General features: G+C 40.8%; 20 protein-coding genes and 1 tRNA gene. 10 read left to right on the top strand and 11 right to left on the bottom strand.

Going from position 1 to position 23,002, the window contains the following annotated elements; translation table 11 throughout:
- Positions 1-166: 166 nt before the first annotated feature.
- The 6 genes from SRRS_RS17780 to SRRS_RS17805 form a co-directional block, all read right to left on the bottom strand.
- Entirely contained in the window at positions 167-961 is a 795-nt protein-coding gene (locus tag SRRS_RS17780) for an APH(3') family aminoglycoside O-phosphotransferase (RefSeq protein WP_371362418.1), read from the bottom strand.
- Positions 962-1,070: 109 nt separating this feature from the next.
- Positions 1,071-1,982, bottom strand: a complete 912-nt coding sequence (locus SRRS_RS17785) for an aspartyl protease family protein (protein ID WP_371362420.1) — start codon at positions 1,980-1,982, stop codon at positions 1,071-1,073.
- 180 nt (positions 1,983-2,162) lie between these two features.
- Positions 2,163-2,936, bottom strand: coding sequence for a methyltransferase domain-containing protein (locus SRRS_RS17790; protein WP_371362422.1), 774 nt, complete (start codon positions 2,934-2,936; stop codon positions 2,163-2,165).
- 175 nt (positions 2,937-3,111) lie between these two features.
- Entirely contained in the window at positions 3,112-4,002 is an 891-nt protein-coding gene (locus tag SRRS_RS17795) for a GNAT family N-acetyltransferase (protein ID WP_371362423.1), read from the bottom strand.
- 353 nt (positions 4,003-4,355) lie between these two features.
- On the bottom strand, positions 4,356-4,769 hold the full coding sequence (locus SRRS_RS17800) for a GNAT family N-acetyltransferase (protein ID WP_371362425.1): 414 nt from the start codon (positions 4,767-4,769) through the stop codon (positions 4,356-4,358).
- A gap of 29 nt (positions 4,770-4,798) precedes the next feature.
- Complete coding sequence (locus tag SRRS_RS17805; RefSeq protein WP_371362426.1) at positions 4,799-5,221, bottom strand: MarR family winged helix-turn-helix transcriptional regulator; 423 nt, start codon at positions 5,219-5,221, stop codon at positions 4,799-4,801.
- Between the two features lie 206 nt (positions 5,222-5,427).
- Between SRRS_RS17805 and SRRS_RS17810 the strand changes: the two genes are divergently transcribed.
- From SRRS_RS17810 to SRRS_RS17825, 4 genes are all read left to right on the top strand, one after another.
- A complete protein-coding gene (locus SRRS_RS17810; protein WP_371362428.1) occupies positions 5,428-6,078 on the top strand; it encodes a TetR/AcrR family transcriptional regulator in 651 nt (216 codons plus the stop codon).
- A gap of 190 nt (positions 6,079-6,268) precedes the next feature.
- On the top strand, positions 6,269-6,502 hold the full coding sequence (locus SRRS_RS17815) for a hypothetical protein (RefSeq protein ID WP_371362429.1): 234 nt from the start codon (positions 6,269-6,271) through the stop codon (positions 6,500-6,502).
- 4 nt (positions 6,503-6,506) lie between these two features.
- Positions 6,507-7,640, top strand: coding sequence for an efflux RND transporter periplasmic adaptor subunit (locus SRRS_RS17820; protein WP_371362430.1), 1,134 nt, complete (start codon positions 6,507-6,509; stop codon positions 7,638-7,640).
- On the top strand, positions 7,637-10,741 hold the full coding sequence (locus tag SRRS_RS17825; protein ID WP_371362432.1) for an efflux RND transporter permease subunit: 3,105 nt from the start codon (positions 7,637-7,639) through the stop codon (positions 10,739-10,741). The genes SRRS_RS17820 and SRRS_RS17825 overlap by 4 nt, the downstream gene beginning before the upstream one ends.
- Before the next feature lie 204 nt (positions 10,742-10,945).
- Here the strand turns inward: SRRS_RS17825 and SRRS_RS17830 are convergent, their stop codons facing one another.
- Positions 10,946-11,263: a hypothetical protein gene (locus tag SRRS_RS17830; protein WP_371362433.1), complete on the bottom strand. Its 318-nt coding sequence runs from the start codon at positions 11,261-11,263 to the stop codon at positions 10,946-10,948.
- A gap of 842 nt (positions 11,264-12,105) precedes the next feature.
- Here SRRS_RS17830 and SRRS_RS17835 point away from each other — a divergent pair.
- Positions 12,106-13,410, top strand: a complete 1,305-nt coding sequence (locus SRRS_RS17835; RefSeq protein ID WP_371362434.1) for an MFS transporter — start codon at positions 12,106-12,108, stop codon at positions 13,408-13,410.
- 465 nt (positions 13,411-13,875) lie between these two features.
- Here SRRS_RS17835 and SRRS_RS17840 read toward each other — a convergent pair whose 3' ends face one another.
- The gene (locus SRRS_RS17840; protein ID WP_371362436.1) at positions 13,876-14,949 is read right to left on the bottom strand and encodes a Fic family protein; all 1,074 of its coding nucleotides are present in this window, start codon (positions 14,947-14,949) and stop codon (positions 13,876-13,878) included.
- 361 nt (positions 14,950-15,310) lie between these two features.
- On the opposite strand from SRRS_RS17840, the gene SRRS_RS17845 reads away from it, so the two are divergent.
- From SRRS_RS17845 to SRRS_RS17865, 5 genes are all read left to right on the top strand, one after another.
- A complete protein-coding gene (locus SRRS_RS17845; protein WP_371362438.1) occupies positions 15,311-15,808 on the top strand; it encodes a MarR family winged helix-turn-helix transcriptional regulator in 498 nt (165 codons plus the stop codon).
- Between the two features lie 47 nt (positions 15,809-15,855).
- On the top strand, positions 15,856-16,059 hold the full coding sequence (locus tag SRRS_RS17850; RefSeq protein WP_371362440.1) for a hypothetical protein: 204 nt from the start codon (positions 15,856-15,858) through the stop codon (positions 16,057-16,059).
- Between the two features lie 234 nt (positions 16,060-16,293).
- Positions 16,294-17,502 carry an MFS transporter gene (locus SRRS_RS17855; RefSeq protein WP_371362441.1) on the top strand — a complete coding sequence of 403 codons (1,209 nt, stop codon included), beginning with the start codon at positions 16,294-16,296 and terminating at the stop codon, positions 17,500-17,502.
- 32 nt (positions 17,503-17,534) lie between these two features.
- Entirely contained in the window at positions 17,535-17,981 is a 447-nt protein-coding gene (locus tag SRRS_RS17860) for a Fur family transcriptional regulator (protein WP_371362442.1), read from the top strand.
- A 77-nt stretch (positions 17,982-18,058) separates the two neighbouring features.
- Positions 18,059-18,940: a cation diffusion facilitator family transporter gene (locus SRRS_RS17865; RefSeq protein ID WP_371362443.1), complete on the top strand. Its 882-nt coding sequence runs from the start codon at positions 18,059-18,061 to the stop codon at positions 18,938-18,940.
- Between the two features lie 342 nt (positions 18,941-19,282).
- On the opposite strand, the gene SRRS_RS17870 is transcribed toward SRRS_RS17865, so the two are convergent.
- From SRRS_RS17870 to SRRS_RS17880, 3 genes are all read right to left on the bottom strand, one after another.
- A tRNA-Ser gene (locus SRRS_RS17870) sits at positions 19,283-19,362 on the bottom strand.
- A 284-nt stretch (positions 19,363-19,646) separates the two neighbouring features.
- Positions 19,647-22,844: an AAA family ATPase gene (locus tag SRRS_RS17875; protein WP_371362444.1), complete on the bottom strand. Its 3,198-nt coding sequence runs from the start codon at positions 22,842-22,844 to the stop codon at positions 19,647-19,649.
- Complete coding sequence (locus SRRS_RS17880; protein WP_371362446.1) at positions 22,816-23,001, bottom strand: hypothetical protein; 186 nt, start codon at positions 22,999-23,001, stop codon at positions 22,816-22,818. Before SRRS_RS17880 ends, SRRS_RS17875 begins: the two co-directional genes overlap by 29 nt.
- Position 23,002: the final 1 nt, after the last annotated feature.

Raw genomic sequence — 23,002 nt, forward strand, 5'->3', positions numbered from 1 at the left:
TCGTACACCAGCTCACGCATTTTCAATGCTTGCTCCACCAGTATATTTTCATATCGATTAAATCTCTGTTGAGCTTCTATTAAAGAACAAATAGAATCCCGACAAAAGCGGATGTTTCAGAGTCATATGAATACGAAAAATAATCAAACCCAATAATAAACAGTAGCTAAAACAATTCATCCAGTAAAATATAATACTTTATTTTTTCCCAATCAGGCTCTATTCCTAGCAACTCAAAAAACAACTTAACATATTTTTCTTCCCTAATATCCTCTCTAATAGACCTGACACAAAAAGCAATATCATACCACTTGTCTGCCTTACCGCTTCTTCCCAAATCAATAAAGCCATTTATTTTATTATCCCTCCATAAAATGTTGCTATCACATAAATCACCATGTGAAAAGACTAATTCCTCCCGTGGCTTGTTCGCCTTTAGAAAATCATATAGCTCACATGGTTCTTTGAAAGAGGTATCTTCTTCCCAATTCTCACAATCAACATCAGCTAAATTGTTATTAAGCAGATAATCCAATTCAGCTAGCCTATTGTTTATATTATTATTAAAGGGGCAATCAGAAATGTTAATGGTTTGAAAAAGCTTGATACAATCAGCATATAGCGCAACAATCTTCTTAGGGTTTTCATGTGTTTTATATTCTTCGTGACACATAACACCATCTACTTCACTCATGAGGAGAAAATCCCAACCTTTATACTGTTCAAAGTACAAAACCTCTGGAACAGTCAACTTACCTCTCAGCCACAGCATCATATCTTTTTCACGTTCAACATCATATGTGGTTTCTTTGTATCGGCTATCCGTCATTTTTAAATATAAGTTCTCACTTTTCCCTTCTAATTTATATACTCTGGCAGGAGACATACCTTCTGTATCTTTTATACAATGGTACTTTTTTATTAGTTTGTTCAGTTGTGGTGATAATTTCAGGTTTTTCACTTAAATCTCTCCTATTGCTCAATTGTAATAGATGAATTTATTTCACAAATGAGCTTTTCTATCTCAATCCACTCTGGTTAGTCCACAAAATTCCGTCTTTAGGATAAATCTAAGATTGTAGCGTTTCCTTGATATACATAACTTGTTTGGAAAAGTCAATAAAGACTTTGTATTTTGAAAAGAAGTTATATCCTAAAAAACCGTCAACTGGAGGTTGGGTAAAATCAAAAAAATAAAAATCCATTTTTCCAATATTTTTCCCATCAACTGTTAAATAGTCTGTGTAAGTTTTTGTATCCTTACCTTTATTTCGAGCAGCCAGAGAATTTGACCGCAATAAACCTAATGGTAATGGCTTGCCTTCCTCATTTGCGGCAACAGCACCACTATCAAGGCAAAAGCGTAAAATCCTCTCCTGGTTCCCCAATCGCCCCTGCATAACAATACCAATATCTTCATGCTTAAAGGAAATTTTCGTCCATTGTGACAATTCTAAAGCAGAAGGTAAACTGCTATTAGGATATAGTATCATATGGGATTGTGAATAATCGATTAAGACATTAAAATAATCAAACAACCGATTTCCAATGATACCGTCAGAATCATCAGGGCTATCCCGCAATTCTTCTGTGGCAATCACGTTGTTCAATTGAAGTTCCCCGATTTTAACCTCGGGAATCTCGAAAGTTCGGGATTTATACAAATTCCCCTTAACATCCAATTCTTTTTTAATATCAGTAGAATACTTCACGTTTATTTCATTTAAAGCGTTAGGAGATATAGCAAAAAAAACCTTATTAGCCCCAGTATCAAGCGCCAGACGCAATACCTTTTCACCAATTTTCACCTTAACAATCGGCATCCCTTTCATCGTTCCGTCCCATTCTAAAGGAACAATAACCGATGTAATTCTATTACTATTTGGCTCAAAAACACCTTGCGTATTAACAAAAGCAGGTAAGCTCAAACCTATAACAAACATAAAACAGCAAATAATCTTTACGAAAATTTTCACCACCATAACGGTTCACCTCATTGGTTAATTTTAATTGTAAATGGAAATTGACTTGATACCATTTCTATTAATAATTTCATAGTTTGCATAATTCTTTTCATTATTGGTTAAAAGTACATACGCTAATAAATTGTTCTTTTACTACAGTGTGTTTCTTACATAAGGCAACCTTACCGTAAAAATAGCCTAACGTACACGAGCTATCACTAGTTCGTGTAGATAACATTTACGTACTTGCCCTGCGTAATGATCCTCAATTAGCGTACCAATACATTTTAAAAGTTGAGAACGTTTCTGCTCTTCAAGAGCACAATGATCCGAATATGTTAGTAAAAGCTGCTCATAGTCTACACGACTATATGTCTCTTCAGTAAGATAACTGCGAAAAATTGGCTTTTTGAACAAACCACTTGCATAGATTTCTTGGGTATTAGGTTTGAAATCGCTAACTTCTGGTAATCGGAACGCTGAACTTTCTGGCTTGTACTTCTTATAGCATTCTTGTACTTTACTAAAAAAGGATCGGTCACCACCAGCTACGTGGTGATATTTAATAACTGCTAGGTAACCGTTGGGAGACAGGGCTTCGTAGATTCGTTGATAACGAGTCACTGGATCAAGCCAGTGAAAAGCTGTAAAAGAAATCACTAAATCAAATCTTCCCGGTGGTGGTGTCCAATCTTCAAATGTAGAAATAATTACTTCTAGATTAAGGTTCTTCAAATTCTTTTTAAGTACTGAAGCCATTTCCGAGCTAGGTTCCAGAGCTGTTACATGAAATCCCCGCTTGGCAAGTTCTGCTGTAGCGATTCCAGTGCCAGCACCAATTTCCAGGATACAGGCATTTTGGGGAAGGTCTATTAACTTAAAAAGATCTTTAAATAATTCTTGAGGATACCGTGGGCGGATTTCATGGTAAAGCTCGGCTATCTCGCCAAAGCTTAGCGAAGGTTTTGTCATATAGTTCTCCTCTTATAGAAAAAGAATGATATATACCGGTTTATTTAAGACGGTGATAACATACTTGATAATTCCTTGTCGATAATCGGCTAAATAAGCATTATCTAAATTAACAGCATTTTTTTAACCAGGTAATCCATGACCCTTTTATCCGAAGCAACGTGATCGTCCATGATTATGCGTGAGATAACAGTGAAAACATTACTTGATTATCTGCAAAAATATTTTCCTTGGTTGCTAGTACAAACAGTGTAGTATCTTCCTCCTTGAAAAGAGTTACTTGACAGTTTGTAATTGACTTAGGTGAAAATCCCAATACAACGTTTGTCGTGTCATCATTTGCAACAACAGCTAACACATCATCCATCTCATGGTTTCCATCGCAGAAAATGTCAAAGCAAATTAAATTCCCGTCCTCTTGCATTACGATTACAACTGCGTCATAATCTTCCAGATAGTAAATATCGTCTTTCATAAACTGTGTGCAGTAAAACATAAGTAAGCCTACATTATCAACCATTGGTAAAGCCGAAAATGGATTCGATTTTTTGTATTTTTCAAGCAACAATTCTCTGTCGGCAGCGTTTGACATATCAAGCTTTCTGACAGCTTTATTCTGGGATGTTATAGATAATTTACACTGGTATTCATCTGCTTTTACAAAACCGAATTTCGGGTAAAAATCAAGAACCGTATCGTTGGCAAACAAATAAATTGCATCGCACTTATCTTTCCATTCTTCCAGTACCTTCTCCATAAGCAGACGAGATAGTCCTTGGCCCCTATACTCACTATCTGTCATAATTGTTCCAAGCTGAACATATCGCTTTTTCTCATTTTGCCAAACAGTATCTATAATGTTTACAGACACATTAGCAACTACACGCTCTCCGTCTAGAAGAGCATAAGGAATATATTTCTCCGCCCAATAGCCGTTTTGATACCATTCTTCAAACGATATATCGAAGGTTTTTTGAGCTAGCTTATCAAAGCTCAGTCTTACCTCTTTGTTTTCTTTTATATTATTGGCAAGCCTATATCTTTTTCCATTTATATAATATTGCATGTTGTCCTCCACTTTGTATTAAAATTAGTTTTCGCTATATCCTGCTGATTTTTAATCAATTTTCTCTTTCTGATAGCGAAGAAGTCTGTTTTCTAAAGTTCCTGTATGAAATTCAAAAAGATGATTATCATATTCCAGATTTCTTTAGCTTTAAAAATCTCTTCAAAAAAAGTTGTTGCTTTATCTAAATCTTTAATAATAAAAGTCATATGACTAATTCCTGCTATCAAGTCTATCACCACATCTAATATAAAAATTTGCCAACCTCAATCCCTGAGTTTCTGCCAACCGCTAAAACGCCTAGATATAAATTAGCTACTTTTTTAATTAGACTTGAGAATATGTTAGGTAACTTATCTCTCTATATTCAGTTCTTTTTTGAAAAAATATTGTCCGTATTCATTAAAACAGGGCTCGATTTTTCCAAATAATTGATAACCGCGTTTCTCATAAAAAGCCGGTGCTTGAAAACCAAATGTATTCAAGATAATTCTTTTTGCAGACATGTGCTTAGCTTGGCATTCAAGGTAAGCTAATAACTTTGACCCATATCCATTTTTTCGGTAGGCATCATCAACAAACAAGTAGTCAATGGTAATGCAGTCCAAATCTCTTGAGGCAACGATTCCGGCGATACATTCTCCTTTTTCATTTTCAATACAGTATGCCAAGTCTTCACAATCCGTAATATATCGGCTATTGTACTCTTGTAAACGTCTGTGGATATAATCCGCCTTTTCTTGGCTGCAACTTTTTATTATCTCCATGCAAATCATCCTCACAAAATATAATATACTTACTCTTCCAGATAAACCTTGGTAAAGAATTTCAGCATATCACAAAACATTTTGACCTGTTCGTCCGTATAATTTGATTCAATCGTGCCAACAGCTTTGTCTAATCGGTGCTCAGGCGAGTAATCCTCGGTAATTTTAGGGTCTAACGATAGATAGTAGACTCGTTTATCGCTAGAGCTTTGTATTTTTTGAACCAGCCCTTGCCGAATCAATTCATTGACCTTGATGGTAACCGCGGATTTTGAAATGTGTAACGTTTCTGCAATATAACTAACGGTACAATTCTTCTTGCAGGTAATCATACTCAGATATAAAAAAGTGTTGTAGGTTAGGTTGGGATACGATGGGTTTTTATTCATCAACTGTAGTTCGTGGAGTATAATGTCGGTATAAAATCTGTGGATTGCTTCTCGTAGTGGCATAACATGTCTCCCTTAAATAGTTAAGTTAATATAATTAAATTTACTTAACTATATTATAATGGTGTATTTTGCCAATAGTCAAGCATTCACTTATCTAGCAACGTTATTTTAGCTACTACAGAAGTCAGAAAGTGTGTTTACTTCATTACGCGTAAAGAAAAAAGGGAAGTTAATCCTTGACATAAATCCCCAGCAAGATTTATAATTTGAACTGTTCAATAATTGAGGTGATTACTGTGTCGCGAACTCCCCAGGACCCGAAAATCAGGATCGATGAAATTTTAGATACTGCCGAACCTTTATTTTCAGCAAACGGCTATCGTAAAACAACCATCCATGACATCACTAAAAGAATGGGTGTCGCCAAAGGAATGGTATATTATTACTTTAAATCCAAGGAAGAAATACTGGAAGCGGTGATTAACCGTCAAATCTCCGTCATGTTAGCTGATATAAAACAGATGGCTTATTCTGACGATTTTATCCCGCCCCGCAAAATTGAATTAATATTAACTGCCATCTTCCGCGCTGCACAATATAAAGATGGTTTGCTCTTGGATCTTTTATATGATGAAAAGAATATACATATCAAAAATAAAATCATTCGGCAAGGGACGCTCCTACTTAAACCCTCTTTGATATACATCATCGAAGATGGAGTCCAGAAAGGATATTTCCATGTTTCTCACCCTGATATTGCAGTAAATTTTATCATGTCCATTCTGCAATGTATCACAGATACCTTGTGCGAGAAAGTCCCAAGCAAACTGATGGCTGCCTATTTAAAAACGGCCGAGTCCCTCATCGAAAAAGTGTTGTCAATACCGGAAAAGGCTTTGCATTTGTCACTTGAGTAAAACTAATTCCAACAGAATCCTGTTGGATGGTTTTTTTTGATTATTAATTGAACTGTTCAAATAATAAAAGCACATTCCAACAGATCGTCTGTTTGGATGATTTTTTATCCCTTTTATTTGAACTGTTCAAATTATCATTGTGTCATTGCCGTAGCAAATTCTCATTTACTAATGGAAAGGAGCAAGCAACGTGCATTACGATTCAAGAGAAATAACTATTGCCGGTATCCCTGTCAGAGCCGATCCTTCCCTGCCACCGGAAAAAATCAACCAAATCGTCAATGAAGTCATTCGGACCTGGACCTGGGAAGGACGAAAGCTGGGAAAAATTGAGCTCAGCTGCGATGGGCACTGGGTGCACATCTGCTCATATGAAGAGCCTTTTACCCAACTTGTCCCCGCTAAAATATCAGTTAAGGAGTGAAAACATGCAACCGTTTCTTTGGCTCACGAAACTGCCCAAAAAGAAATTGCATTATGTGTTAGTCGCAGCAGCCGTTCTTTTATGCGCTGCCGGTATCTTAAAATGGAAAGAGCACAGCCATCCCCAACCCGTAACTCAGGATATCCCATTTGTACGCACTGCAGTGATTGGCGCCGATGCTCCCCCGCAAGGCTATACCTATTCCGGTGAAGTGCGTGGCCGTTATGAAAGCCAGCTGGCCTTTCAGGTAACTGGTAAAATCATAAAACGTAATGTACAGCTCGGCAGTTCAGTCAACGCAGGCGATATTCTCATGCAGATTGATCCCCGAGATCTACAGCAAACGGTTAACAGTTCCTCGGCCCAAGTCTATTCTGCAGAATCGCAACTTAAGCTGGCAGAAAGCAACTTACACCGTTACCAGCAGTTATATACACAAAATGCCATCAGCCGTGCCCAGCTAGATCAATACGAAAACGCCTATGAAGTCGCTCAGGCTGCCGTTCGGCAGGCATCGTCCCAATATGCGCAAGGTTCTAACCAATTAGATTATAGTCTGCTCTATGCAGACAAATCCGGCGTTATTTCCAGCCTCAGCGCCGAAGCCGGGCAAGTGGTTAGCGCCGGTCAAACTGTGATGACCATTGTTCAGGACGGCGAGCGGGAAGTGGAAATCAGTGTGCCGGAAAACCGTATCGAAGAACTACGTAAGTCAACCCGGCTCACCGTATCCTTCTGGGCTCTTCCCAATATGAAAGTAGATGGTAAAGTACGGGAAATCGCGCCCATGGCCGACCCGACAACCCGCACCTATAAAGTTCGTATCAGCTTGGTCAATCCGCCGCCGGAAATCAAACTCGGCATGACAGCCGCCGTACACGTCGTCGGCTTCGACGGTCAAACCCCTGGCTTTACCACCATCCCTCTATCCGCGATCTATCAAACAAATGATACGCCTAACGTCTGGATTGTAACAGACCAGGTTGTTCATTTACGTACCATTCAAATTGGCAGCTTTGGCAATACACAAGTTCAAGTCCTCTCCGGGTTAAATCTAGGTGAAACCATTGTTACAGCCGGTGTCCATAAGCTGCGCGAAGGGCAAACAGTACGGGCAAAGGGTGGTGATAGCCAGTGAGACCGTTCAATTTAACCGAATGGGCCCTCAACCATAAACAATTAGTCTATTATTTTATCACTGTGATCTTCCTTGGCGGAATTTTTTCCTATCAGAACCTCGGCCGGATGGAGGACCCCGACTTCACCATTCGCCAAATGATCGTTTCCGTGAATTGGCCTGGCGCTACCGCCCGTCAAATCGAAGAACAAGTCACCGATAAAATTGAAAAAAAGCTGCAGGATACCCCGGGCCTGGATTATCTTAAAAGCTATTCCCGTCCTGGTCAGTCCATTATCTACGTTGTTTTGAGGGATGATGCCGTCACCGAAAGCCAAATCCGCCCCACTTGGCTGGAAGTGCGCAACATGGTCAATGATATCAAGCCTACCTTACCGGCAGGAGTTAACGGTCCTTATTTTAACGATCGTTTCGATGATGTATATGGTTGTGTCTATGCCTTGACCGGTGACGGCTATACTTATGAAGAACTGCGGGAAAAAGCGGAAACCATCCGCCGAACCTTGTTAGGCGTACCGAGTGTAAAGAAAATCGAACTTATCGGTGTGCAGACGGAAAAAATTTATATTGAAATGGAAACCAACAAACTGTCAAAGCTGGGCATCACGCCTGCTGACATCTCCACTGCCATACAGGCGCAAAATGCCATGGCACCATCCGGTATGCTGGAAACAGTTTCGGATAATGTCTATGTTCGCATCACCGGCATGTTCGAAAATTTAGACGACCTGAAAAATCTTCCCATTCGTGCCGGCGGGCACACCTTCCGGCTCGGCGATATCGCTACAGTCGAACGCAGTTACATTGATCCGCCGGATCCCAAAATGTATTACAATGGTCAGCCAGCTGTCGGCCTGGCTTTATCTATGGAACGGGGCGGCAATATCCTTACCTTGGGGCAAAACCTGAATAAGACCTTGTCCCAAGTACAAACAGATCTGCCGGCTGGCTTGGAATTGAATACAGTAGCAGATCAGCCGAAAGTCGTAGCATCATCCATTGACGAATTTGTCAAATCTCTGCTCGAAGCCGTCGCCATTGTATTGATCGTTAGTTTTATCAGTCTCGGCATGCGATCCGGCGTTATTGTCGCATTGTGCATTCCTCTGGTAATTACCGGCGTCTTTATTGTCATGAGAACTTTAGGAATTGACTTGCATAAAATTTCCCTGGGCGCACTGATTATCGCGCTGGGCCTGTTGGTAGATGACGCCATCATCGTCATCGAGATGATGATTGTAAAACTGGAGCAAGGCTGGAGCCGGTTTGATGCCGCCTGCTATGCTTATAGCTCCACTGCAGCGCCCCGTTTGACAGGTGCTTTGATCACATGTGCCGGATTTATTCCGGTAGGGTTCTCGAAAGGCACCGCTTCCGAGTTTGTCGGCAGTATTTTTTCCGTAGTCACGATTGCCCTGCTTCTGTCCTGGGTTGCTGCTGGCGCGGTTACTCCCCTCCTGGGCTATAACCTGGTAAAAGTTCATCCGGCCAGTAATACATCCGATTACAATGTTTACGATACCCGGTTTTACCGGATGTTTAAAAAAATATTAACTTCCTGCCTGACACACCGTAAAAAAGTTTTGGCAACCACCGTCGCTTGTTTTGTTGGTTCCATCCTCTTACTAGGACTGGTTAAACAAGAATTTTTCCCGGCTTCCACCCGGCCCGAGTTAATTATGGACATGCAATTACCGCAAGGCGCCTCCCTGCAGGCAACCCAGCAGGAAGCGGAGCGGTTTGCCCAGCAGTTAGCCGGAGACAACAACGTAGTCAATTATACCTATTACGTGGGGCAAGGGGCGCCACGGTTCGTTTTAACCGCCGAACCTACCCTGCCTAATACCAATTTTGCTCAATTTGTTATCACAGCAAAAGACTTGAGCGCCCGCACGGAACTAACGAAAAAAGCGCAGGAACTGTTTACCACTGAATTTGCCAACGTACGCGGTAACACTAAACTGATTAAAACCGGCCCTTCCGATCCTTATCCGGTCATGCTCAGAGTGAGCGGCAACGACCATGACAAAGTCCGGGCCATCGCCAAACAAGTGCAAGACAACATGGCGACAAACCCCACTCTTACCGGCATTAATCTTGACTGGAATGAAAAAAGCAAAGTCATGCATTTAGCCATTGATCAGGATAAAGCGCGGATGCTCGGACTGGACAGCCAGGCGCTGGCATCCGGTCTCCAAGCTCTACTCTCTGGAACTGATATAACCGAATACCGGGAAAAGGATAAAACAGTGAGCATTGCCTTTCGGGTTGACGCACAAAACCGGAATGACCTTTCCCGCCTGAAAGACTTAAATATCCATATTGGTAATGGCAAATACATTCCTTTGGATCAAATCGCTAAAATCAGCTACGATGCGGAAGAAGGCCTCATCTGGCGCCGTGATCTTAAACCTACGATTACCGTCCAGGCTAATACCATTGAAGGCGTACTGGGAAACGACGCAACCAAAGCAGCCTACGATAATCTGAAAGAACTTCGTGCCTCCTTGCCGCCAGGCTACAGCATTGATATTGGCGGTCCCATGGAGATGAGCACCAAAGCTACCAAATGGCTGATGCAGCCGGTACCGGTAATGGTATTCATTATCACGACTTTACTCATGTTCCAGCTGCAAAGCATCCCTAAGATGGTGCTGACTCTCTTAACGGCTCCACTCGGTATTATTGGTGTCAGTCTGGGATTATTATTAACCGGACGTCCCATGGGCTTTGTTGTGCAGCTTGGCCTCCTGGCGCTAGCCGGAATTATCATGAGAAACTCAGTCATTCTCATTGACCAGATTGAACAACAACTCCAAGCCGGAGACCCTCTGTGGGATGCCATCATTAACGCCACTGTCGCCCGTTTCCGTCCTATCCTTTTAACCGCAGCAGCCGCAATTCTCGGCATGATTCCACTTGTTTCCAGTGTTTTTTGGGGCCCGATGGCCGTCGCCATTGCCGGCGGACTTTTTGGCGCCACCGTGCTAACGCTTCTCGTACTGCCGACAATGTATGCCGCCTGGTATAAAGCGGAGCCAAATCAAACATCACCGCAGGATACACCGGTAAAACCTGTCCGGCAATCAGTCCATCCATAAAAAATAAAAAATAACAATGCCATCGGCACATTCGTCGATGGCATTGCTATTTTTCCCACAGGCACATACACACCTGACTCCCCTTTGGCCTTTATTCACCAATAAACTTGGACTTGATAACTCGTTATGATTCCTGTCGCTCCTTATCTCCTGACATCGCCTTGTTTATTAGCAGCTAGTAAGTGAAGAGATAAACTGATAACCTTAAAATTGCTTCTGCATAAAAGTGGCGACTTCTTGACGTATGCTGCAGTTATCCCGAATACCTTCCCGATAAACAATTTCAGCGGCTAATCCGGATTCAAGCGTAGTGGCGGCCTCATACTCCATAACCAGCCGAAGCAGTTCCGGATGCTGCGCTTCCAGTTCGCGGGCAATTGCCATAAGCTGTGATAGTACAGAGTCGGCCTCTTTCACTGCTTTCCTGTATTTTGCATCAGCAACACCGGCTATACTGAGGATATTATCCACTCTGTCAAAGACATACTGTTCAAACGCTTGGTTTAAAATACTGTTTAACACCACAAAGCCCCCTATACTTAGGCTGTGGCATACACGTTAGCGCTGCCGCCAGCTTTTTTATAGGGGAAATTAAAAAGCGCATGCGAGGCTTTTACCCCTACACATGCGCTTGGCTTCATCATCTGCTAAATCCCAATACCAATAAACCGGAACATAACCGGTTTCAACAGAAAAGCGTCGAGAAATATGTAAGCGAATGCTTGCCTTTCCGTTAATGGTTTAAAGGGATAGGCTCAATCATTTGCTGCATGAAATCGCGCAGTCTGCTCCCACCCTACCGGCATCTCTATCACACGCTGCGCCTCGCTTGTGTTCAAGCGGGCAGCGTTGTATAATAAAAATGTCGTCGTGGACAGCTTGACTGTTACGTGTAGGTGCTGTTGCCACCTGCTCGTGCCTCGGGAGTGTTCCCGCACTTCCGGGTCACGGCGACTCTTTAATTTCCACCTATTTCTAATTATAGCTCTTTTCGAGTGAATTGCAAGTAAAGTGAGACCGGCAGACCAGGATTTTTTCCCGGCCCGTTGCATAATTTACAATCTATGGGTATAATATAAGAAAAGGACTGACGTGTTGGTAGCACGCCAGCCCCACAGGCTGTCTAACCGGAAAACGGTTAGCCCAAGTTGACGTTATTTAAGAAATAGCCGCCATCTGAGCAGGGGCGGCTATTTCTTTTTGGTCGTGACCAATACCATGAGCGTGGCAAATGCAACCGCAAATGCCAATGCTTCGTAAATAGTCATCCTACCACCCCCCTCCTGAAAAGGAAGGGGTCATGATAAATCGCAAACAGAAACCTGGCGTACATTCCCCGAATTCTTCTAAGGTAAATCTTTCTTATGGACAGTATATCTATCTCTTTAACCAAAAGTGACCGCAAACTAATTGGCATACTTTGCTTGCTTTTCTTATTTGGAAATATGAATATAACAATGTTCAATTTGGCAATACCATCCATTGCCGCGTCCTTTACACTCACTTCCTCGCAGGTGAGCTGGGTAATGGTCGGTTATAGTATTTTGATGGCAATTGGAGCCGGAACGTATGGGAAATTAACAGAGTCTTATTCTATTCGGCATTTGTATGTCATTGGATTATTTCTTTTTGCCAGCGGCTCTATTGTTGGCTTTTTGGCAACTTCCTACTGGCAGGTAATCGGTGGCAGACTGTTACAGGCAGCAGGCGCGTCAGCCATTTCCCCTCTTTCCTATGCACTTGCAACCGTATATTTTGGTCCGGGAAACAGAGGGCAAGCTCTTGGCGCGCTGTCCGCCTCCATTGCGTTTGCATCCGGGTTCGGACCTGTGTTTGGCGGATTTATCGAGCAATACGCCGGCTGGCATGCCTTGTTTCTGGTATCGGGTGCAAGCTTTTTGGTTATCCTTCTTATCCTCAAGTACGTCCCAGACCTGGAACACACCCGAAGGTCCTTCGATATTTTCGGAGCAGTTCTATTCTCGGCAGGATTGACATGTATACTGTTAGGCGTAACGATGCATTGGCTATACCTTTTTATCAGCACTACACTTCTTGCATGGTTTGCTATTCATATTCAAAAAACACCCCAGCCTTTTATGCAAGCATCATTCCTAAGAAATGCTCCTTTCCTGCGTATCTTGGGGATAGGCTTTCTTACATTTGTATGTAATACTGGATTATTCTTTCTACTGCCGTTAGTAATGAAGCACACCTTTCACTTGCCGTCGGGTACAATTGGCATACTTATATTGCCAGGTGCCGCTGCTGCTGCAATTCTCGGATCTTCTATTGGCCGCTGGACCGATCATTATGGGAGTTCATGGATTCTTAAAATTTCTCAATACTCCCTTATCGGCGGATTTATTCTTCTGGGTCTGTTTACCAGCCTGCCACCATGGGTCGATGCCCTTGTAGTCATTATTCTTATGCTTGCGTTTAATGGCCTTTTGACTGCCAGTGGAAATTTAGTGTCAACAACGCTGTCTGTATCAGAGCTTGGTATGGGCATGGGTATTTTTACACTATTTTATCTTCTGGGCGGAGCCTTCGGCCCTGCATTAGCCGGACGGCTAATCGACTTGAATATTCCTTTTTCCATCATTTATTATATCTTTGCTATGCTAGGAGTTTTATCTTACTGCTTAATTCCAAAAACAAAAAGCTGAAGAAATAACTGTAATAATAAAAAAGATCGCTTTATTGTGAAAACCATTGAGATTTGCTATTTACACGTGCAAAATGCGAAACCTTTAGCTTCCAACACAAATTAAGTTTCTGAAATGATAAAACCCCGGACTTACTGTTATTTTCAGGTATCCGGGGTTTTATCAATAATTTTAATGAGAATTCTCTCAAACGTTTCGGGAATGTACGTTTTTCGTTTCAAAACGTCAAATATTTGGTTTCATCCATATGCTTATGTCCTCTAGTGCAAGTATTTTTATAACTTGATGAGCAGAAGGAATAAGTATTATATATCAGACAACAAATAAATAAGAATTGCAAAAGTGAAACGTATCCTGTATCTTTTTTTCTGCCATCTCTGTTTATATCTCAAGTTAATTGAAAATTTTCATCCAACACTACGGTCCATCATTCCGAATTACAAAATATTATTACCCGAACTCCCTTTAGGTCCCTGCCGCCTGAACCACCTCAAATAATTGCTTGTTGAGATAAATTCGCTCCTTGCCAATTTTCTGCGATACAAGGAAACCAGCTTCTTCTAGAGCCGACAAATAAGCAGCCGCTGTCTTGCGCGAAACGCCAAGACCTGCTTCAATGTAAGCCGTTTTGGTATAAAACTCATAAAATAACAGCTCCACCAGTTCTTTTGAATAAACCCGCGCCAGCGTATTTTTTATGTCTTCTGCAGTCTTGTCCACCACTGCATTAATTTTTTTCACCAATAATAATGTCTCTTCGGCTGTCTGCTCAATGCCATCCAGGATAAAAAGAACCCATTCCTCCCAAGCCTCTTTTGTCCGTACTTCCTGTAGTAGCAGATAATAGGCGCTTTTGTTACGTATGATGTATTTACTAAGATATAGAATGGGACTGTCTAACAGCTCTTTAAGAACCAGGTATAAAACATTTATGATTCTGCCGGTGCGTCCATTCCCATCATAAAACGGGTGGATCGATTCAAACTGGTAATGAATTACTGCCAGTTTGATCAGCGGGTCAATCGCATCATAATCATCATTTATATATCTTTCCAGGTTTGACATGAGTGCAAGAATTTCTTGTTCACTACTGGGCGGTATATAAATCACTTCACCTGTGGTCTGGTTTTGCAAAACCGTTCCCGGTAACTTTCTGATACCGGCTCGATTTTTCTCAATGTCTTGTTGAATTTCAACAATCATATTCGTGGTCATCATTTTTTTTGTTTTGACGAGCTCATACCCCTTCCACAGGGCCGTCCGATAGTTTACAACGTCCTTGGCCGCGGAGTTATGATAATTTGCTTGGGACATAGCCTTAAACAATTCATCGTGAGTGGTTATGATATTTTCTATTTCGGAACTATCCTTCGCCTCATTAATAGTCACTGCATTGAGGAAAATGTTCTTATTAGGCATCGTATCGGCAAAGCCTTTTAACTCCGCCAGTGCTCTGTGTGATCTAACCAGCTGTTTTAAAACTTTTTTAGTCTCAAGGTCAATATCAGGCGGTAAAAATTTTAACGTGCTATCTTGCATCGTATCGCCCCCTTTCATTCCATTATATGGGTAATTACTTCCCATATCAATATAACGTGAGTAAAAAATAAAAAAAATTACCCACGTTATATTAACATAGGTAATTCTTCCCCTAAATATTAAGTTTAAAATAAGCGTCAAAAAAAGACATGCCATGGACATATCTCCGATTTCCTCAACTCCCCCAATATTTTATTAGGTACCTAAATATTTTCATTGACATGTTTCACCAATGAATGTATAGTATAAATATAGTTAGGTACCTAATAAAAAAACAGAAAGAAGTTGATATACTATGCCAACAAATACTACCGATCAATTATATTACGCTCTATCCCGTTTGAGCCGCCTGATCCATCGCATGGAGCATCGAATCGCTCATGGCGGTAAAGAGGGTCATAAATTTCACCGCGGCCAATCCCGTGTGTTGTCCATTCTCGCCCAGACTAATGATGCCAGTCAGCGGGATATTGCCGAGATCCTTGATGTCCGCCCTTCGTCCATGACGGAAATGCTGCTGCGCATGGAACAGTCGGGTCTGATTTCCCGCCGGCAGGATGAAAATGATCAGCGCATCATGCGGATATCCCTGACGGAAAGTGGTAAGCAGGCAGCTGCCCAATCAACCGCCTCTACCCATGACGTAACGGCAGCCTTGTTTAAAAGCCTTGCCGCTGAAGAACAATCACAACTGCTCGCTCTCATTGATAGAGTAAACGCCAGTCTGGAAACAATGGAAAACACCGAAGATCATCACCCTGGTCATCATGGTTCGCACGATCATCACGGACATCATGGCCATCACGATCATCACTGCCACCACCATTCCCATGGCAGAGGCCATCATTCCGATGACTAAGACTTTTTGTCTCTCTCTACAAAATCATTGCGAAAGGAGTGTTCAACATGGCTTATCATATCACCGGTGCCTGCCGGTGCTGTGGCAAATGCCGGCGGCATTGTCCTGCCGGCGCCATCAGCAAGAACAGTCCACAGTATCAGATTGACCCGGACAAATGTGTAAACTGCGGTCGTTCACATCACCGCCACAAACCGGGAAGCTGGCTTGGCAGACTAATGCACACTTTGTTTCATACGCTGAAATCTTAGGCAAAGATATTCCCTAACAGATGAAGAGACCACTTGTTTGGTTCATTTGCTAATAAAAATCAATCTATGAACATAAAATTAACACGATTTTTTATTTTTTTAATTAGCCTGGCTAACTTTTTGTTAATGATTGAGGAGCTGGTCTAGTCTTTATTTTTACCCCTAATAATTAGCTTAGCTAATCATTATTACATTGGATTAATCACTTTATTCTTTTCGATAGGAGGATTTACTTTGAAAGAACTAGCAAACCCAATAAAAGAACCATCAAAAAATTATTCGCTCATGACAGGCGTCTTATTCTGGGCCGGTCTGGTAATTATGTCGAGTCTCTACATCACAATTCCCTTGATCACAACCTTCACAGATATTTTTAAGGTCACGCCGACCCAGGCAGCCTGGACCAGCAGCTCCTTTTCTTTTTGCTTTGCGATTGGCTGCCTCTTTTACGGGCCACTATCCGACCAGTTTGGCCGCAAGACTGTTATTCTCTCAGGACTATCTATTTTGGCAGTAATTTCACTGCTGATGGGTTTAATTACCGATCTGTCCTGGCTGATTCTATTCCGTGCCCTCCAGGGAGCGGCAGCAGCAACGTTTTCGCCGGTAGCTCTCGCTTATGCTGTAGAAGTATTTCCGCCGCAAAAGCGGGTAACGACAATTGGTTTTATCAGTACAGGATTTCTGATGGCTGGAATTACCGGCCAGATCTTCAGCAGTTACATCAGCCAGCATTATGGATGGAATCTTGTATGTTATCTTCTGGGTATTATTTATGTGGTGACCGCCTTTTTGATCTTGTGGTTCATTCCCAAGAGTCCTGTTACACATGCCAATACAAGTACAACTGCGATATTCAGACAAATGGGAACGATTCTAACCCAAAAATCCTTACTTTATTCCTATACAATCGCCTTAACACTTCTTCTTTCCTTCGTGGGCATGTACACTGCGTTAAATAATTATCTGAGCAGTCCTTTGTTTGGGTTTACCGCCCAGCAGATATTGTATGTCCGTTCTATGGGAATCATCGGTATGCTGCTGTCACCTTATGCCGGGCAGTTAGTGGAAAAGTATGGAGTTTTACCCGTCCTGCGTAGTGGATTGCTGATAGCTATCATTGGGCTGCTGCTGCTTGGTATCAGCGCAAATTCGCTATTAATCATTGTCTCCAGTATTCTCTTTGTCGCCGGAATTGCTATCGCCGCCCCCACGCTCATTGCCCTTATAGGCAGGCTGGGAGGAAGTGCAAGAGGTGCCGCCGTATCCGCCTATACGTTTATTCTCTTTGCCGGTGCCAGCATCGGCCCTATTCTTGCGTTGAACATATTGAAATCAGGCAGCTATTTCTTCACCTTCCTGGCCTTGGCTCTTTGCCTATGCTTCGGCTTACTGGCTTCGTTCTTTATCCGTATGAACAATGAGCCAAAACAAGCATCCTAATCACTTTTAAAGGAGGACTCACTAATCGACCGATGAACACTTCTGTCTTACAAGAAAAATTCAATGGTAAATATAAGCTGACCTGGCAGCGGGAGATTATTTTCCGCACCATCAGCAAATATACGGATCAGCATCCCAGTGCCGAAGACGTGTATGAAATTATCCACCGGCAACACCCGGTTATCGGCTTGGCTACCGTTTATCGAACGCTGGAACTGCTTAGTTCTCTCGGCATCGTGCAAAAACTGGATTTTGGCGATGGCCGTCACCGGTATGAAATCAATGATTGCCATGCACTCCACCATCATCATTTCATTTGCATCTCCTGCGGCAAAGTAGTAGAAATGAAAGGAATTTGCGCGAATACATTCAATGCCGGTCGAAACGATGTGGACGGTATTTCCGTTACTGATTACCAGTTATATGCATACGGCTACTGCAAGGATTGCGAAAAAAATCAGCCCCCGCCTCCCTGTTAACTTCTTTCATTTGAGTGAACGGCTATGGCAATCCTCGGTAGTTTTCATTCAATCTTAAATCTGGAGCGTGTTTCCTTATGAGTAAACCTATTTTTTATTCAAAACAACCGACTAAAACCATAGCCGCCTCACTAACCATTCTATCCAATTGTCTGTTAATTACCGCCAAGGTAATGGCTGCCAGTTACTGCGGCTCTGTCAGTATTCTATCGGAAGCCATACATTCGGGAATGGATTTGCTGTCGGCCCTGATTACCTTTTTTGCCATCCGCCTGTCTATACGCCCCGCAGATGACTCCTACCCTTTTGGCTACGGAAAATTTGAAAATGTATCCGCTCTCCTGGAAGGCATACTGTTGCTTGCCGCTTCCATGATCATAATGAAAGAAGCTGTACTAAAAATAATTTTTCCGGTCAAAGCGGAAGATACGTTTCTTGCACTCGTTGTAATGATCTTGTCCGCTATAGTTAACGCCCTGCTGTCAGCATATCTGTATAAAGCTGCTAAAAGAGAAAATTCCGCAGCCTTGGCGGCGGATGCTTCCCACTTGAAAGCCGATGTTTATACTTCTGCCGGTGTAGCCATTGGCATCTTGCTGATGAAAGTAACGGGAATACCTGTCTTTGATCCGATTATTGCCATTATAGTATCTCTGATTATTACTAGAGAAGCCTGGTATCTATCCAAAAATGCGTTAATACCACTACTGGATGCAGGACTGTCCCCAAACGACCGCCTAAAAATCGAAGAGATTATGGAGAGATTTCAAGGAAAAATTATCAATTATCACGATGTTAAAACAAGAATAGCAGGACACGAAACGTATATTAATCTGCACGTGACACTGGATAAAAATGTGACAGTCAAAGAATCTCATGCTTTGGGAGAATTCATCGTATCCGAATTAGAGTTAGCAATTAAGAATACCCATGTCAGCATTCATATTGACTCATTCTAGAAAACATAATTTTCTTGCTTGATGGCTGCATCCCGGTTCTCTAAACGAGCGGCGGACCAAGTAAGAATAGTACTGTTTAATTTTTAAAAACTATAAAAAATTATTCCTTATAAATAACAGCAACACGCCTATAGGCGTGCTGCTGTTATTAGCGATATTGGTCATTCTGTAAATATTCTCCTGATTATTCCAAACCGGCCAAGATATCCATTACGGCTCTCGGAAAACGGCGTCAACATAATGAAAATGTACAAAAAGCAATTCCCCCGCGTTGTTGTCAAATTGCTATAAAAACGATAAAAAAGGCTTTACGAAAGTATCGTAAAACCCTTGAAATATCTATGGCGACCCCGGCAGGATTCGAACCTGCGACCTTTTGATTCGTAGTCAAGGTTTGACTCCATATTACGTTTCAAAACGCCATGGATATTTGTCACTGCTGGATTTTCATCACGGAGCGTCACAGTACTTTTTAGCGTAGTTGTTGTAAAATTGTTGTCAGTCTCTGACAATCTCGGAGCCTATATATTCCATTTAGATTAAACAACAACTAACTAATAACTATTTTTCTTTACTTCGTGAAAATAAGTCTGTATCCATATCATATGGACTTTCCACAGTATAACTTTGTATTACCACCACACTATTGTGGTGTTTTTTTTTACATGCACCGATCAATATGGGAAAGTGGTGCTCAAAGCTCGTATTAGGAAACCGGCTTCAAAATTTCCCCCGTTTCTTTGTCCGGCGTATAGCTGTATGTAGTTATGCGCGTAATTTCATTGTTTGATCTTATAAGTTCAAAATGATTAAAAGCTTCACCGAAGAAACTAAATTTCCGTCTAAATAATCCGGCAACAGTTGGGTTTGCCGTAGTAAAAATAATTTGGATGCCTTGCAAAGCCAACTCTCTTAATATGTCGATTAAGTTCATTAAATGAAGATCATCCATATTAGCTACCGGTTCATCAAGTATCAAGAATTCAGGCGCATTTACCGCCGATAGATGCAATGTAAACAACACGGCAAGCACCAAAGCAGTCCTTTGACCTGTGCTCATCTGATAAATTCTAATCGGCTTATTATCCACCCCACGTATTGCAATAAGCCTATCTCCGGCTTCATCCCGTTCTAAGCTAAGACTTACAAACTCCCGCGGCATATGAAGCGCTTTAAAGAAATATTCAATGCTTGCTTTATTTATTTCAATGAAATCTTTCACCCGTTCATCTAGTCTGGGCATTCCTTTAAAAGCATCTACCGCTTTGTTGCATCGCTGTAAACAAAGATCAAGATTTCTTTGTTCTTCCTTATCTTTATTGATTTCTTCTTTTTGTCGCTGAATCAGCTTACTTGTATGTATATAGTTTAAATGTATTTCTAGCTTAATTAATGCATTATCCAGATCAGTGGCCCAAGTTAGGAGATTTTTATCATGCGCAATATTAAAATATACCTTACACCTTTGATGATCATTAACCATTTCCAAAAAAATATCTGTTTCTCGTAAAAGCTCATTAATGCGATTTTGTATTCCATCCGAATTTAATAAGCTAATTATTTTTATACTACCCTCAATATCGCTGTTGGCTAAATCGATTGCTTCCTTAATTTTAACCTTTCGTTGTTCTTCTTCTTGAATAATTACAGATAAATAGGCACGAAAGCTGCTTTCTTTATTACCAGTTTCATCATAACGCAAATAATAAGGGTTTGAACTTATAAAAGCTTTGGCATCCAATATAGCATTATCATTATATCCTTCCAGCGAATATACATTAATACTCCGTTGTATATTCTCCAGCTCTCTTATTTGCTCAATTGCCAGAATCAGATTCTTTTGAACCTCTTCCAATATCTCACACGGCTTTTTATCTAGCGAAATATTTCTTATTTCACTATTTACAAGTTTAGCCGCCTCAAAAAGTTTTCTTATATTATTTTGCTTTACGTTGTATTCCTTCAGCAGCAAATCAAAATCGTTTATATCCTTTAATAATGAATCTTTCTGACTCTCCAATGTTAAAAATAACTGATCGTCCTCAGATTCTAATAAAATCCCATTAATTTTATTAATAAGTATCTCTTGACTCTCATGAATGTTACCACACAACGGACACTTATGATCATTATTCTTTTCAGATAAAATTAGACTTGTTGCAATAGTTTTCAATTGCAGCTTCATCTGACGATATTTATCTACGTTTTTCTTTGCTTCATTTATAAGATGATTTACTTCGGCTAGCCTATCCTTCCTAGATTGAAGACTTTTCCTTATCTCCAACATTTCTTCTTCGGAGCAACCTTCAACATCATTAGGCTTCATAGTTTGAATCGTCGGATACTCTATATTGATTTTTTGTATTAATTTTTCCGTACTCTGTAATCTCTTATACTTTTCAACTAAATTTTGATACTCTTCAACCCTTGCCCGGTTAGTAATAACAAACTCTACTTTCTGCCACATATTCAAAGCTTCTTTTAAATCTCGGATATGATTCTCTTGTTGAATATCCTCTTGTTTTAATCGCTTAATATCGATATGTTTCTCTTCCGTTTTTTTCTTTTCTTTTGAAATTTTATCTTGGTTTAATTGTAAATCATTCCGTAATTTGGAGACTTCAGCCTCTAAAATTTTTTTACGATCCAAAACCTTCTGGAAAGTAAATATTTGGGCTCTCTCTAGATTAGACTTCAATCGACCGGCGATCGGAGCCAAGTTCTTTAAATGCGCCTGAGTTTTTTCATAATTTGAATCTTCTTTTTCGTTTATCTCGGTGTTATCCGAGAATGATATTCGGGTTAATAACTCTTTAAGTTCAAAAGCTGAATTATTCGTGCTTGGGTTCATAAAAGCTTGCACATTGTATTCTAAATCACTTAATTTCTTTGCTATTTTAGTTCGATCTATTTCTAGCCTTTTCTTATGTTCGATAAACTCTTTTTCATATCTTACCCATCTTTTTTGCATCTCCAATATACTGTTATCAAAAAAGAGGTTCGTAAACATATCGTAGTGCTTTCTTTCGTCTCTACTTTCTTCCAGTGCAAATTTGTAAGCACTTTCTGCATTAAAACAATTGAAACGATTAAAATTTGTATTTAAAGCACAAGTACCTCTGCCCATAGGTGTCCCATACCATGCATTATCAAGTTCCTTGCACTTCTGTACAGCCTTATTCGAACGAAGGGTTATCGGGCCATCCTTGGATACTCCACTAATTGCTATTGTCGGTAGTTTAACAGTATCCTTAAAGTCCTCTAATTTTCTGACACTATTGGTTATAGCATGTTCGATGCTCTCAAGAATAGAAGACTTTCCGCTCCCATTTGAGCCATGCAATAAATTTACAAGAACCGGCCGGAACTTTTCATTGGGACCAAAGCAATGAGGCCGAAATTTTGCAATATCAACTTCGCATATGTGATCGAATTTAGTCTCGTTAGTAGTAGAATTTAAATTCCTACGTAAATTTGCTGTCGCCTGTTTCGCATTAAAAGGAACATTATTATAAATATAGTCATTTACAGGAGTAGAAGCATAGTCATTGTATAGTACTCCCGTCAATTTAACAGTCTCAAGAATTGCAGTCCATTCTGAAACCGGATTTGCAGGTGCTGAACCGTCTATTACGGGCTTAACATACTTACCTCGATTCAAGAATTCTATCGCTTCATTGCCACTAAAAAAATACTTTCTAGCAAAGTTTTCATCGTTTTCAATATCAGCAATCGGGATGTCCTGTAAAAACTCTTTGTCATCAATTACAAAAATCAAATAAAAATTCCACTTTAAATCACTCTTGGATTGAAAATATATTTTTGCCATTAATTTATGTTGAAATTGAGTAAACTTCTCGTATCCACGCTTGCCTTTAAACTCTCCGACATTTAGTTCCGTCAAACCTACTAAGAAATATTTCGATAACGTTTGAAAGGCTATCGTCGAAACATTCTTTTTCCGCCGTCACGCATAAGAATTCCATACCTTCAAAGGCAATCGACTTTTCATCAACTATCTTTAAATCTCCCGCTTGAGCAATATCCTGTAGTCTCATCACT

The sequence above is a fragment of the Sporomusa rhizae genome, assembly GCF_041428845.1.
Lineage (GTDB): Bacteria > Bacillota > Negativicutes > Sporomusales > Sporomusaceae > Sporomusa > Sporomusa rhizae.

Coding starts and splice junctions, on each gene's coding strand:
- SRRS_RS17785 (WP_371362420.1), bottom strand. CDS start 1,982: ATGGTGGTGAAAATTTTCGTAAAGATTATTTGCTGTTTTATGTTTGTT.
- SRRS_RS17790 (WP_371362422.1), bottom strand. CDS start 2,936: ATGACAAAACCTTCGCTAAGCTTTGGCGAGATAGCCGAGCTTTACCAT.
- SRRS_RS17795 (WP_371362423.1), bottom strand. CDS start 4,002: ATGCAATATTATATAAATGGAAAAAGATATAGGCTTGCCAATAATATA.
- SRRS_RS17800 (WP_371362425.1), bottom strand. CDS start 4,769: ATGGAGATAATAAAAAGTTGCAGCCAAGAAAAGGCGGATTATATCCAC.
- SRRS_RS17805 (WP_371362426.1), bottom strand. CDS start 5,221: ATGCCACTACGAGAAGCAATCCACAGATTTTATACCGACATTATACTC.
- SRRS_RS17820 (WP_371362430.1), top strand. CDS start 6,507: ATGCAACCGTTTCTTTGGCTCACGAAACTGCCCAAAAAGAAATTGCAT.
- SRRS_RS17835 (WP_371362434.1), top strand. CDS start 12,106: ATGGACAGTATATCTATCTCTTTAACCAAAAGTGACCGCAAACTAATT.
- SRRS_RS17840 (WP_371362436.1), bottom strand. CDS start 14,949: ATGCAAGATAGCACGTTAAAATTTTTACCGCCTGATATTGACCTTGAG.
- SRRS_RS17845 (WP_371362438.1), top strand. CDS start 15,311: ATGGAGCATCGAATCGCTCATGGCGGTAAAGAGGGTCATAAATTTCAC.
- SRRS_RS17850 (WP_371362440.1), top strand. CDS start 15,856: ATGGCTTATCATATCACCGGTGCCTGCCGGTGCTGTGGCAAATGCCGG.
- SRRS_RS17860 (WP_371362442.1), top strand. CDS start 17,535: ATGAACACTTCTGTCTTACAAGAAAAATTCAATGGTAAATATAAGCTG.
- SRRS_RS17865 (WP_371362443.1), top strand. CDS start 18,059: ATGAGTAAACCTATTTTTTATTCAAAACAACCGACTAAAACCATAGCC.